This window comes from Cellulomonas dongxiuzhuiae, from assembly GCF_018623035.1.
Lineage (GTDB): Bacteria > Actinomycetota > Actinomycetes > Actinomycetales > Cellulomonadaceae > Cellulomonas > Cellulomonas dongxiuzhuiae.
On sequence record NZ_CP076023.1, the window covers coordinates 1,632,068 to 1,645,397 of the forward strand.

At 74.6% G+C, this 13,330-nt stretch carries 10 protein-coding genes; 9 read left to right on the forward strand and 1 reads right to left on the reverse strand.

Annotation, left to right across the window (positions count from 1 at the left end):
* Window positions 1-3: 3 nt before the first annotated feature.
* Complete coding sequence (locus KKR89_RS07355; protein ID WP_208197649.1) at window positions 4-1,011, reverse strand: DUF4439 domain-containing protein; 1,008 nt, start codon at window positions 1,009-1,011, stop codon at window positions 4-6.
* Between the two features lie 215 nt (window positions 1,012-1,226).
* On the opposite strand from KKR89_RS07355, the gene KKR89_RS07360 reads away from it, so the two are divergent.
* The 9 genes from KKR89_RS07360 (at window position 1,227) to rpsO (ending at window position 13,160) form a co-directional block, all read left to right on the forward strand.
* Window positions 1,227-1,790: a ribosome maturation factor RimP gene (locus tag KKR89_RS07360; protein ID WP_208197650.1), complete on the forward strand. Its 564-nt coding sequence runs from the start codon at window positions 1,227-1,229 to the stop codon at window positions 1,788-1,790.
* Window position 1,791: 1 nt separating this feature from the next.
* Window positions 1,792-2,937 carry a transcription termination factor NusA gene (nusA, locus tag KKR89_RS07365; protein WP_208197651.1) on the forward strand — a complete coding sequence of 382 codons (1,146 nt, stop codon included), beginning with the start codon at window positions 1,792-1,794 and terminating at the stop codon, window positions 2,935-2,937.
* Window positions 2,938-3,092: 155 nt separating this feature from the next.
* Entirely contained in the window at window positions 3,093-3,392 is a 300-nt protein-coding gene (locus KKR89_RS07370) for a YlxR family protein (protein WP_307802241.1), read from the forward strand.
* Window positions 3,393-3,477: 85 nt separating this feature from the next.
* Window positions 3,478-6,423, forward strand: a complete 2,946-nt coding sequence (gene infB, locus KKR89_RS07375; RefSeq protein WP_208197653.1) for a translation initiation factor IF-2 — start codon at window positions 3,478-3,480, stop codon at window positions 6,421-6,423.
* A 161-nt stretch (window positions 6,424-6,584) separates the two neighbouring features.
* Window positions 6,585-7,022 carry a 30S ribosome-binding factor RbfA gene (rbfA, locus tag KKR89_RS07380; protein ID WP_208197654.1) on the forward strand — a complete coding sequence of 146 codons (438 nt, stop codon included), beginning with the start codon at window positions 6,585-6,587 and terminating at the stop codon, window positions 7,020-7,022.
* 204 nt (window positions 7,023-7,226) lie between these two features.
* Complete coding sequence (gene truB, locus KKR89_RS07385) at window positions 7,227-8,183, forward strand: tRNA pseudouridine(55) synthase TruB (protein ID WP_208197655.1); 957 nt, start codon at window positions 7,227-7,229, stop codon at window positions 8,181-8,183.
* Between the two features lie 155 nt (window positions 8,184-8,338).
* Window positions 8,339-11,635, forward strand: coding sequence for a glycoside hydrolase family 9 protein (locus tag KKR89_RS07390; RefSeq protein ID WP_208197656.1), 3,297 nt, complete (start codon window positions 8,339-8,341; stop codon window positions 11,633-11,635).
* Between the two features lie 127 nt (window positions 11,636-11,762).
* Window positions 11,763-12,776 (forward strand): bifunctional riboflavin kinase/FAD synthetase, encoded by a 1,014-nt coding sequence (locus tag KKR89_RS07395; protein ID WP_208197657.1) that lies wholly within the window; start codon window positions 11,763-11,765, stop codon window positions 12,774-12,776.
* 114 nt (window positions 12,777-12,890) lie between these two features.
* Window positions 12,891-13,160 (forward strand): 30S ribosomal protein S15, encoded by a 270-nt coding sequence (rpsO, locus tag KKR89_RS07400; protein WP_191784368.1) that lies wholly within the window; start codon window positions 12,891-12,893, stop codon window positions 13,158-13,160.
* Window positions 13,161-13,330: the final 170 nt, after the last annotated feature.

Genomic DNA, 13,330 nt, shown 5'->3' on the forward strand with positions numbered 1-13,330 from the left:
GGTTCAGCGGACCGGGGCCGTCCCGAGCTCCGGCATCCCGGGGAACGGGACGGGAGCGGCACCCCACGCGACGGCCGCGGCGGTCGCGGCCCGCAGCGAGGCGACCGCGTCGAGACGCTCGCCGGCCGGCGCCTGCGCGACGGCACCCGCGCTCGCGTCGGCCACCGACTGCTCGAGCGTCCGGGGCAGCGCCGCGAGGACCGCCGGGTCGTCGAGACCCGCCGGCAGCGCGTAGGCGGTGCGTCGCGGGTCGGCCGGCCGGCCGACGACGCCGGCGGCCCGCGCCCACGCGTCGGACGCGGTGCGGTGCCGCGCGGCGGCCTCGAGCATCGTCGTGCGCGTCGCGTCGCTGCTGCGTGCCGCGAGGACCGTGAAGGTCCACGCGGCCTCGTCGTGGGCGAGCGCCAGCGCCGCCGCGGCGGGCGACCCTGCGGTCGGGTCGCCGTCGTCCGTCGGGCTCGCGTCCGCCGGGGACGCGCCCGCGCTCGGGGCGGCGTCGCCCGACGCGTCGCCGGCCGCGGCGGGGTCAGCCGCGGGTGCGGGCCGCGGCAGGTCCGCGACCGCCGCGAGACGGTCGGCGAGCGCGTCCCGCGCGACCGCGACCGAGGCGACGAGCCGCGCCAGGTCGGGGTCCGGCACCAGGTCGGCGTCCTGGGTCGCGCGTGCCGCGTCCGCCGCGAGCTCGTCGAGCAGTTCGGTGACGTCGGTCACGACCGGGGCGCTCGTCGTGGGCGACGGTGTCGGCGTCGGGTCGGGCAGGCCGGAGTCGTACACGCCCCCGAGCTCCTCGGCGTGCCGCGCCGAGAACGCCGCCACGTCGTCGAGGACGACGCGCACCGGCTCGTCCACGCCGGACGCCACGACGGCCGTCGCCGCGTCGGCCAGCCCGAGCGCGTCGTCGACCGTACGGCCCCGGACCTGCTCGGTCGCGTCCGGCGACGGCTCCACGGGCGGCGGCGTCTCGAGCCGCACGCCGCACCCCGCGAGCACGAGCGCGCCGGCGACGAGCACCGCGACGGCGCATGGCAGCCGCGCAGCCGGTCGCGCGGGACGGGGGCGGCAGGGCGAGGAACGGTGACGGAGCATCGGGCGCGATCCTGCCACGACCGCCCGCGCGCGCTGCGCACGTCGGACGCAGGTGCCGGGAGTCGTTACGCTGGTGGGACAACGTCACAGGGTCGCCGCCTGCGCCCCATCGTGCAGGAGAGTCGACAGGAGGCCAGGTCATGGGCGCGCCAGCTACCGCACCACGCGTGCGGGAGGTCGTGGAAGCCGCCGTGACGGGTGCCGGTCTCCTGCTCGACGGTCTCGAGGTCGCAGGGAGCGGTCGCAGCACCGTCGTGCGCGTCACCGTCGACCTCGGCGAGGACGACCACGGCACCCTCGACCTGGACCGTGTCGGTGACGTCACACGAGCCGTCTCGGACGCGCTGGACGCGGCCGACGTGCTGCCGAGCGCCTACACGCTGGAGGTGGGCAGCCCCGGTGCGGAGCGCCCGCTGACCGCGGCGCGGCACTGGCGGCGGGCACGAGGACGCACGGTCGTGGTGCGTCGGGTCGACGGCGGCGCCCTGACGGGCCGCCTGGAGCAGGTGGGGGACGGCGACGCGCCGGACCTGGTCGTGGTGCCCGTCACCGCGCCGGGCAAGGGCCGTCGGCCGGTCGAGGGCGAGCCGGTGACGTTGGCGTGGGACGACGTGCGGGACGCACGTGTGCAGGTGGACCTCGCCGCGGTACGCGACGACGAGGCCGACGACGCCGGCCCCCGGGACGGGGCAGGGAGGGGCTGACGTGGACATCGACATGCAGGCGCTGCGACTCATCGAGCGCGAGCGGGAGATCAGCCTCGACGTGCTGGTCGAGGCCATCGAGCAGGCGCTGCTCTCGGCCTACCACCGGACGCCGGGCGCGCAGGCGCGCGCCCGGGTCGAGGTGGACCGTCGCACGGGTCACGTGACGGTGTGGGCGCGCGACCCCGCTCCCGAGCCGGCGGCTCCCGAGGGTGCCGGGCCGGACGAGGCGAAGGACGACGCGGCGGCGCAGGACGGGCCGGACGCCCCGGCGGTGGCGGCCGTGCCGCCGGCGCCCGCCCCCGAGATGCCGGAGTACGACGACACCCCGGACGGCTTCGGCCGCATCGCGACGGCCACCGCGCGGCAGGTCATCGTGCAGCGGCTGCGCGACGCCGAGGACGACCAGGTGCTCGGCACGTTCCGCAGCAAGGCGGGGGAGGTGCTCGGCGGGGTCATCCAGCAGGGGCGCGACCCGCGCACGGTGCTCGTGGACGTCGGGGGCGTCGAGGCGGTGCTGCCCGCGCACGAGCAGGTGCCCGGCGAGCGCTACGTGCACGGCGAGCGCCTGCGGGCGTTCGTGCTCGACGTCGCGCGCGGTCAGCGCGGCCCCCAGATCACGCTGTCGCGCACCCACCCGAACCTCGTGCGCAAGCTGTTCGCGCTCGAGGTGCCCGAGATCGCCGACGGGACCGTGGACATCACCGCCATGGCGCGCGAGGCGGGGCACCGCACCAAGATGGCCGTGCGGGCCAACGTCGCCGGCGTCAACGCCAAGGGCGCGTGCATCGGCCCCATGGGCGGACGCGTGCGCGCCGTGATGGCCGAGCTGCACGGCGAGAAGATCGACATCGTCGACCACTCGGACGACCCGGCCGAGATGATCGCCCACGCGCTGTCGCCCGCCCGCGTGCTCGACGTGACGATCGTCGACCCGGTCGCCCGGGCCGCCCGGGTCGTCGTGCCGGACTACCAGCTGTCGCTCGCCATCGGCAAGGAGGGGCAGAACGCCCGCCTCGCCGCCAAGCTCACGGGCTGGCGCATCGACATCCGCTCGGACGCCGAGCAGGCCGCCGGGGCGAGCCACGCGACGCCGGCGCGCGGCGCGGACGACGCCGGTCCGGGGGCGTCCGGTCACGTCCGGTGAGTCGGCACGGTAGACTCTCGGAGGCTGGGCCGGCTGCCCGGCTCTCCTCGCCGAGCAGGCGGAACCCCGATCCCGCGCCTCCGGTGCTCGAACCGGGTCCCGTCCGCACGTGCGTGGGGTGCCGTGCGACCGGCCTCAGGTCGGCCTTGCTGAGGGTGGTGCTGTCGGACGTCGGTGCGGGTGAGACCGCACTCGTCGTGGACGAGCGCCGCCGGATGCCGGGCCGGGGTGCGTGGCTGCACCCCGACCAGCGTTGCCTCGAGCTCGCCGTACGACGGCGGGCGTTCGGACGGGCGCTGCGGCACACGGGCCCCCTGGGGACCGAGGTCGTGGAGCGCGCCGTGACGCGGCTCGCCGCGCAGGTCCAGCCACAGCACAGCACCACGGTGCCGGAGCCCACTCCGGTACCGACCGTCGACAGGGAAGCGGGTTGGAAGCCGATGGCGACCCGATGAGCACGCACCGATGAGTACCCAGCGATGAGTACCCAGCACTAACGACGGTCCGACCCTGTCCAGGGCGGACCAGGACAGGAGAGATGTGGCCAAGGTCCGCGTCTACGAGCTCGCGAAGGAGCTCGGGGTCGACAGCAAGACCATCATGACCAAGCTCAACGAGCTCGGAGAGTTCGTCCGCTCGGCGTCATCGACGATCGAGCCCCCCGTCGTGCGCAAGCTGCGCGACACCTATCCCGTCGGCGGTTCCGGCAGCAGCCGGCCCGCCGCACCTGCGCGCCCCGCCGCACCGAAGGCCCCGGCACCGTCCGGTGCCCCGGCCGCACCGGCAGCGACGCGGCCCGCCGCGCCCGCTCCGGGCGCTCCGGCTCGCGCTGCCGCGCCGCAGGCACCTGCGCCGCAGGCACCTGCACCGCAGGCCCCGGCGCCGCAGGCTCCGGCCCCGCAGGCTCCGGCCGCGCAGGCCCCCGCGGCCCCGGCGCCCCAGCCTCCGGCCGCGCAGGCTCCGGCGCCGCAGGCTCCGGCTCCCGCCGGGCGTCCCGCGCCGGCCGCTCCGGCCGCGCGTCCCGGCGCCCCGCGTCCGCCCCAGGCCGGTGGCCAGGGTGGCGGCGGCGCCCGTCCCGGTGCGCCGCGTCCCGCGGCGCGTCCGGGCAACAACCCGTTCGCACCCGCGCAGGGCATGCCCCGTCAGGGCGAGCGCCCCGGCGGGTCGCGTGCCGGTGGTCCGCGTCCGGGCAACAACCCGTTCGCCCCGTCCCAGGGCATGCCCCGCCCGGGTGACCGTCGTCCCGCCGAGAGCGCCCCCGCGGCCGCGGCCGGTGCCGGTGAGCGTCCCGGTGGGCCGCGTCCCGGTGGGCCGCGCCCCGGTGGGCCGCGCCCCAACCCGGGCATGATGCCCGGTCGTACGCAGAGCGGTGTGGGTCGTCCCGGCGAGCGTCCGGCTCCGGCCGGTCGTGGCGGCGGTGCAGGTCGCGGCGGCTACGCCGGCGGCGGTGCCGGTCGTCCCGGTGGCGGCACAGGTCCCGGTGCGGGCGGTGGCGGTTTCGCCGGTCGTCCCGGCGGTGGCGGTCGTCCCGGCGGTGCCGGTCGCGGCTCGACGCAGGGTGCGTTCGGTCGCGCCGGTGGTCGGCCCGTCCGCGGACGGAAGTCGAAGCGTGCCAAGCGCCAGGAGTTCGAGCAGATGCAGGCGCCGTCGCTGGGCGGCGTGTCCGTCCCGCGCGGCAACGGCAAGACGGTCGTCCGCCTGCGTCACGGCTCGTCGCTCAACGACTTCGCCGACAAGATCGACGCGAACCCCGCGTCGCTCGTGACCGTGCTGTTCCACCTCGGTGAGATGGCCACGGCGACGCAGTCGCTCGACGAGGACACGTTCGGCACGCTCGCGACCGAGCTGGGCTACATCATCGAGATGGTCTCGGCCGAGGAGGAGGACCGCGAGCTGCTCGGGGCCTTCGACATCGACCTGGACGCCGAGCTCGAGGCGGAGGGCGACGACGACCTCGTCGCGCGTCCCCCCGTCGTCACCGTCATGGGTCACGTCGACCACGGCAAGACCAAGCTCCTCGACGCCATCCGGTCCACGGACGTCGTCGCGGGCGAGGCCGGTGGCATCACCCAGCACATCGGTGCCTACCAGGTGCGCACCGAGCACGAGGGCGTCGACCGGGCGATCACGTTCATCGACACCCCGGGCCACGAGGCGTTCACCGCCATGCGTGCCCGTGGTGCGCAGGTCACCGACATCGCGATCCTCGTGGTCGCGGCGGACGACGGCGTGATGCCCCAGACGATCGAGGCGCTCAACCACGCGCAGTCGGCCAACGTGCCGATCGTCGTCGCGGTCAACAAGGTGGACAAGGAGGGGGCCAACCCCGACAAGATCCGCCAGCAGCTCACCGAGTACAACCTCGTGGCCGAGGAGTACGGCGGCGACACGATGTTCGTCGACGTCTCCGCCAAGCAGCGCATGGGGATCGACGAGCTGCTCGAGGCGGTCCTGCTCACCGCGGACGCCGCCCTCGACATGCGTGCCAACCCGGACAAGGACGCGCGCGGCGTCGCGATCGAGGCCAACCTCGACAAGGGCCGCGGTGCCGTCGCGACGGTGCTGGTCCAGTCCGGCACGCTGCACGTCGGTGACGCGATCGTCGCGGGCACGGCCCACGGCCGCGTGCGCGCCATGCTCGACGAGCATGGCGAGACCGTGACCGAGGCCGGCCCGGCACGTCCGGTGCAGGTCCTCGGGCTGTCCTCGGTGCCTCGCGCCGGCGACACGTTCCTGGTCGCGCCCGACGAGCGCACCGCTCGGCAGATCGCCGAGAAGCGCGAGTCGGCCGAGCGTGCCGCCCTCCTGGCCAAGCGCCGCAAGCGCATCAGCCTCGAGGACTTCACGCAGGCGCTGCAGCAGGGCAAGGTCGAGACGCTCAACCTCGTCCTCAAGGGCGACGTGTCGGGTGCCGTCGAGGCGCTCGAGGACGCGCTGCTCAAGATCGACGTCGGCGACGAGGTCGAGCTGCGCGTCATCCACCGCGGTGTCGGTGCGATCACGCAGAACGACGTCAACCTGGCGACCGTCGACAACGCGATCATCATCGGCTTCAACGTGAAGCTGGCGCCGCGTGTCGAGGAGCTGGCCGACCGTGAGGGCGTCGACGTGCGCTTCTACTCGGTCATCTACCAGGCGATCGACGACGTCGAGGCGGCCCTCAAGGGCATGCTCAAGCCGGAGTACGAGGAGGTGCAGCTCGGTTCCGCCGAGGTGCGCGAGGTCTTCCGCTCCTCCAAGTTCGGCAACATCGCCGGGTCGATCGTGCGCTCGGGCGAGATCCGCAGGAACACCAAGGCGCGCGTGCTCCGCAAGGGCAAGCTCGTCGCGGACAACCTCACGATCGAGTCCCTCAAGCGGTTCAAGGACGACGCGACCGAGGTCCGCGAGGGCTTCGAGTGCGGTATCGGCCTCGGGTCGTACAACGACCTGCAGGTCGAGGACGTCATCGAGACGTTCGAGATGCGGGAGAAGCCGCGGAAGTGAGTTCCGTTGCCCGGGGGTGAGTCGTTCGGCTCACCCCCGGGCGGCCTCGGGGAGCGGCGCGACGGGCCCACGGCCCGACGCGCCGCTCCCTGCGGCCACCCCCGTCAGTCGTCAGACCCCCGCGCCCCCGGTGGGTGCAGGGCTGGAAGGAAGGCAGGACCATGGCCGACTCAGGGCGGGCCCGGAAGCTGGCGGAGCGGGTCCAGCAGGTCGTCGCGCAGATGATCGACACGAAGGTCAAGGACCCGCGGCTGGGGTTCGTCACCGTGACGGACGTCCGCGTCACCGGCGACCTGCAGCACGCGGACGTGTACTACACGGTGCTCGGCGACGCGGAGTCGCGGGAGGGGTCCGCCAAGGCGCTCGAGAGCGCCAAGGGGCTGATCCGGTCCGAGGTCGGCAAGCAGACGGGCATCCGCCTGACGCCGACCCTCGCGTTCCACCTCGACGCCGTCCCCGAGACGGCGGCGCACCTCGAGGACGCGCTCTCCGAGGCTGCGCGCCGCGACGCCGAGGTGGCGCGTCTGGCGGCGGGCGCCCGGTACGCCGGCGAGGCCGACCCGTACCGTCGGCCCGACGAGGACGGCACCGAGGACTGAGCCCGGCGCTGCACGTGCAGCACCGGACGTGACGAGGCCCCGTGCCGCGACCCAGGTCGCAGCACGGGGCCTCGTCGTCCCCGGACACCGGCCGGCGCCGCGGCGCCCGCGGTCCCCGGCGGCGGCGACCTGGGGATCCGTTGGTAACCTGCCGACCATGCCGACCGCACGCCCGCACCGCCCGACGACGCCACGGCTTCGCCCGTGACCGCTGCACGCGGGGAGCGTGGCCGTGCGCCGGCGGGACCGCGGCGCCCGACCGCCGACGACGGCGTCCTGGTCGTCGACAAGCCGGCCGGCTGGACGAGCCATGACGTCGTCGCACGCGTCCGCCGCCTCGCGTCGACCCGCAAGGTGGGGCACGCCGGGACGCTCGACCCGATGGCGACGGGGGTCCTCGTCATCGGTGTCGGCCGTGCCACCCGGCTGCTGACGTACGTGACGGGTGCGGACAAGGACTACGCCGCCACCGTGCGGCTGGGCGTCACCACCACGACGGACGACGCGGAGGGCGAGGTCGTCGCGCGCGCGGATGCGGCGCACGTGACGCGTGCGGACCTCGACGTGCAGGTGGCGGCGCTGACGGGCGACCTCCTGCAGGTGCCGAGCTCGGTCTCGGCGATCAAGGTCGACGGTCGGCGCGCCTACGCGCTCGTACGGGCCGGCGAGGAGGTCGAGCTCGCGGCGCGGCCGGTGCACGTCGCGCGGTTCGCCGTCCGGGACGTGCGCGCCGCGCAGGACGACGGTGCCGCGGTCCTCGACGTGGACGTGGAGGTCACCTGCTCGTCGGGGACGTACGTCCGCGCCCTCGCACGTGACCTCGGGACCGTGCTGGGCGTCGGCGGTCATCTCACGGCGCTGCGACGCACGCGGGTCGGTGGTTTCGGGCTCGAGCAGGCGCGCACGCTCGACGAGCTGGCGGCGACCCCCGAGGACGTGGCCGTGAAGGTGCTGCCCCTGGCCGACGCGGCGCGCGCTGTGCTGCCGGCCCGGGAGCTGACCGAGGCCGAGGCCCGTGCGCTGTCCTACGGCCAGGGCGTCGACCCGGCCGACGAGCACGCCGGGCCGATCGCCGCGCTGGCACCCGACGGGACGCTCGTGGCGATCGTCGAGCGGCGGGGACCGCACATGCGACCCACGGTGGTCTTCGCTCCCGCGTGAGCGCTGGTCAGTGCGCTACGAAACGATTCGACCCGTGGCCGGCGCCGCCCGCGGGCTTCCGGTTCGTCCGCTTCGCACCTAGCCTGACGCTCGCACGACGAGCGAGCCCGGGACGCCGAGGTCCTGGGAGCGCTCCCTACACACGGGGAGACGACGTGGTTTCTCGAAGGACGCGTCGCGCGCTGCGCGCGGCGACGGCGATCACCAGCGCGGGCGTGCTCGCGGCGGTCGGGCTGCTGCCTGCCGTCGCGGTCGACGACGGCTTCGACGACGGACCCGGCGCGTGGATCGCGTACGGCACCGACGGCGACATCGACACGAGCAGCGGTGCGCTGTGCGTCGACGTCCCTGCAGACTCGGCCCAGTACGGGGTCGGCGTCGTCCTGAACGGCGTGGCCGTCGAGGAGGGCGCCACCTACACGTTCGCCTACACGGCGAGCGCGACGACCGACGTCACGATCCGCGCGCTCGTGGGCCAGAACGGTGCGCCCTACGGGACCGTGCTGGACACGACGCCCGCGCTGACGTCGCAGGCCGCGACGGTCGAGGAGACCTTCACCGCCACCGCGTCCTACCCCGCGACCGCGACGGACGAGTCGCCGGAAGGGCAGATCGCCTTCCAGCTCGGCGGGTTCACCGACGAGGCGTGGACCTTCTGCCTCGACGACGTCTCGCTGAGCAGCGAGAGCGAGCTGCTCCCGCACACGTCGTTCGCCGAGGGCCTGGGCCCGTGGGACCTGTACGGCACCGGTGAGCCGAGCTTCGCCGACGGCGAGATGTGCGTCGAGGTGCCCGGCGGCAACGCCAACCCGTGGGACGCCGGCCTGTCCTTCACCGGTCTGCCGATCGAGGAGGGCCAGAACTACGTCCTGACCCTGACCGGTCGCACCGACCCGGCGACACCCGTGCGCGTGATCGTCGGCGAGGGTGGCGGCGACTACCGCATGGTCCTGGAGCAGTCGGCAGCGCCGCTGGGCGTCGAGCAGACGACGCTGTCGTACCCGTTCACCGCGGGGCTCGCCTTCCCCGCGGACGGTGACGCGCCCGGTCAGGTCGCGATCCACCTCGGCAAGTCCGCCGCGTACACCTTCTGCCTCTCGGGGGTCTCGTTGACCACGTCCGCCACGCCGCCGCCGCCGTACGAGCCGGACACCGGCCCGCGGGTGCGCGTCAACCAGGTGGGCTACCTGCCGCTCGGCCCCAAGCGCGCGACGCTCGTGACCGACGCGACGCAGGCCGTGCAGTGGCAGCTGCTCGACGCCGACGGCGACGAGCTCGCGCAGGGCGAGTCGGAGCCCGTCGGGGCGGACGCGTCGTCCGGCCAGGACGTGCACGTCATCGACTTCTCGGAGGTCGAGACCACCGGCACGGGCCTCACGCTCGTCGCCGACGGCGAGACGAGCCACCCGTTCGCGATCGCCGAGGACCTCTACGGCCAGCTGCGCTACGACGCGCTGAACTACTTCTACCTCGCGCGCTCGGGCATCGACATCGAGGCCTCGATCGTCGGCGAGGAGTACGCCCGCGAGGCGGGCCACGTGGGGGTCGCGCCCAACCAGGGCGACACCGACGTGCCGTGCATCGGCCCGCGCGACTACTACGACGGCTGGACGTGCGACTACACGCTCGACGTCACCGGCGGCTGGTACGACGCGGGTGACCACGGCAAGTACGTCGTCAACGGCGGCATCGCCGTCGCCCAGCTGCTCTCGACGTACGAGCGCACGCTGACGGCGGCCGGCGCGAGCGCCGGCGCGCTCGACGACAGCACGCTGAACCTCCCCGAGCGGGGCAACGGCGTGCCCGACGTGCTCGACGAGGCGCGCTGGGAGCTGGAGTGGATGCTCAAGATGGTCGCGCCGTCCGGCGAGTACGCCGGCATGGTGCACCACAAGATCCACGACGAGGGGTGGACGGGTCTGCCGCTCGCACCGGCCGACGACCCGCAGGTGCGCTCGCTGCACCGGCCCTCGACCGCGGCGACGCTCAACCTCGCGGCCGTCGCCGCGCAGGGGGCCCGCCTCTTCGCCGACTACGACGAGGAGTTCTCGGCCACCCTGCTCGAGACCGCCCGCAGCACGTACGAGGCCGCGCTCGCGCACCCCGACGTGTACGCGCCGGCCGCCGCGGGCAGCGACGGGGGCGGTCCCTACGACGACTCCGACGTCACGGACGAGTTCTACTGGGCTGCGGCCGAGCTGTACGTCACGACCGGTGAGGACCGGTACGCGGCGGACGTCACGGCCAGCCCGCACCACACGGGCGACGTGTTCGGGCCCGGCGGGTTCCACTGGGGCGGGACGGCGGCCCTCGGGCGCCTGACGCTCGCGACGGTGCCGAACGCGCTGCCGGACCGCGACGCCGTGCGCGCGTCCGTCGTCGCCGGTGCCGACGCGTACCTGGCGGCGCAGGCGCAGCAGCCCTGGGGGTCGGTGTACTCGCCGTCGGGCGGCAACTACGACTGGGGCTCCAACTCGTCGGTGACGAACATCCTCGTGGTGGTCGCCACGGCGTACGACCTGACCGGTGACGAGCAGTACCTGCGCGGCACCCTCGAGGGCCTGGACTACCTGTTCGGGCGCAACGCGCTCAACCAGTCCTACGTGACCGGGTGGGGCACGGTGTCGTCGCAGAACCAGCACTCGCGCTGGTTCGCGGCGCAGCTCGACCCGTCGCTGCCGCACCCGCCCCCGGGCTCGCTCGCGGGTGGACCCAACTCGATGCGCGGCACGTGGGACCCGACCATGCAGGCCACGCTCGCGGACGGCTGCGCGCCGGCCATGTGCTACCTCGACGAGATCAGCTCGTGGGCGTCGAACGAGATCACGATCAACTGGAACTCCTCGCTGTCGTGGGTCGCGTCGTTCGCGGCGGACCAGCAGGACGGTGCGCCGACGGCGGTCGCACCCGTGGTCACCACGCAGCCCGTCGACGTGACGGTCGCGCTCGGTGCGACGGCCACGTTCACGACCGCGGCGTCGGGCGTACCCGCGCCGCAGGTGCAGTGGCAGGTGCGGGACGGTGCGACGTGGCGTGACGTGCCGGGTGCGACGGCGACCACGCTCGAGGTCGTCGGCACCGCGGCGAGGGCCGGGGCGCAGTACCGCGCGGTGTTCACCAACGCGTCCGGCTCGGTGACGACCGCCACGGCGCGGCTGCTCGTCGCGCCGCAGGCCCCGGTGGTCGTGAAGCACCCCGTCGACGCGTCGGGGCGCACGGGCACGTTCGTGACCTTCTCCGCGGCGGCGTCGGGGTACCCGGAGCCGACGGTGAGCTGGCAGGTGCGCTGGGGCTCGGGGAAGTGGATCACCGTGCCCTTCGCCCGCAGCACGACGCTGCGGGTCCTGGTGACGCCGCTCGCCCACGGCACGCAGTACCGCGCGGTCTTCACGAACCCCGGCGGGAAGGTGGCGACCGACGGTGCGCGCCTGACGCCGCGCTCGGGGAGATGACGCAGGCCGCCCGCTCCCGGGACCGCGAGGGTCCCGGGAGCGGGCGGCGGGCGTGCCGCCGCCCGCGGCGTGGCAGGCTTGTCCGCCGGGCCCCGCGACGGGCGGGCCCACGGGGACAGGAGCGGGTGTGCAGGTCTGGACCGACGTGTCGCAGGTGCCGACGGGGTGGGGGCCGTCCGTCGTGACGCTCGGCAACTTCGACGGCGTCCACCGGGGGCACGTCGCGGTGCTGACGCGCATGGTCGAGGACGCGCGGGCCGCGGGCGCGCACGCCGTGGCGGTGACGTTCACGCCGCACCCGGCGCAGGTGCACCGCCCCGAGGAGGCGCCGCCGCGGCTGCTCGGTGACGCCGACCGGACCGAGATGCTGGCGGCGACGGGCCTCGACGCCCTGCTCCTGGTGACCTACACCCTGGACTTCGCCCGGCAGACCCCGCAGGAGTTCGTCGAGCGGTACCTGGTAGGAGCGCTGCGCGCCCGGACCGTCGTGGTGGGGCGGGACGTGCGGTTCGGCTGGCAGAACTCCGGCGACCTGTCGACCATGCGCGAGCTGGGGGAGAGGTACGGCTTCGAGGTCGAGGTCATCGAGGACGTGCGCCCCGGCGGCGTCCCGGACGACGTGCCGGCGCACCGCCGCTGGTCATCGACGTGGGTGCGCGAGCTCCTCGCGGTGGGGGACGTGCGGGCTGCGGCCGACGTGCTCGGCCGGTACCACCGGGTACGGGGTGTCGTCGTGCACGGCGACGCCCGCGGGCGTGAGCTCGGGTACCCGACGGCGAACCTGGGGGAGACGACCGGCATGGTGCCGGCCGACGGCGTGTACGCGGGCTGGCTGCGGCGCGGCGAGCGGCGGCCCGACGGCACGTCCGTCGCCGAGCAGGACCGCGTGCTGCCGGCGGCCGTGTCGATCGGCACCAACCCCACCTTCGACGGGCGTGAGCGACGGGTGGAGGCGTACGTGCTGGGCCGGACCGACCTCGACCTGTACGACGAGGAGGTCGTGCTCGAGCTCGTCGCGCGGCTGCGCCCGACGCTGCGCTTCACGTCCGTCGCCGGGCTGCTCCACCAGATGGCGGTCGACGTGCAGGACGTCGGGCGGGAGCTCGGCGTCGCCACGGCGGGGCCCCCGTCGCCCGCGTGACGAGGTGACCGGCGGCACTGGTAGGCTTGTGCACGCCGTACGACCGGCCGCGGACCGAGAGAGCCCGGGTGGACATGCCCCGGCGCACCGCGCAACGAGAACCTGAGGAGCACCGTGCCGCTCGACCTTGCCGTCAAGCAGTCCATCATGACCGAGTACGCCACCCACGAGGGTGACACGGGCTCGCCCGAGGTCCAGATCGCCGTTCTCACGCAGCGCATCAAGGACCTCACCGAGCACCTCAAGGCTCACAAGCACGACCACCACAGCCGCCGTGGGCTGCTCCTGCTCGTCGGGCGCCGTCGCCGGCTGCTCGGCTACCTGCAGAAGGTCGACATCAACCGCTACCGCGCGCTCATCGAGCGCCTCGGCCTGCGTCGCTGACCGACCCGCACCAGCCCGGACCGTGTCGGTCCGGGCTGGTCCTGCGTCGGGCCCGGACCGAGACGGTCCGGGCCGGCACGGGATCGCACCACCCGCACCACCTGCACGACCAGCTCAACCACCGCGCCGACCCCGCTCGTCCGGTCCTCGGTAGTGGCTCCCGGAACCTG

What these genes read in the sequence shown, in the direction of transcription:
- KKR89_RS07360 (WP_208197650.1), top strand. Translation starts at nt 1,227, where the DNA reads ATGGGCGCGCCAGCTACCGCACCACGCGTGCGGGAGGTCGTGGAAGCC.
- rbfA (WP_208197654.1), top strand. Translation starts at nt 6,585, where the DNA reads ATGGCCGACTCAGGGCGGGCCCGGAAGCTGGCGGAGCGGGTCCAGCAG.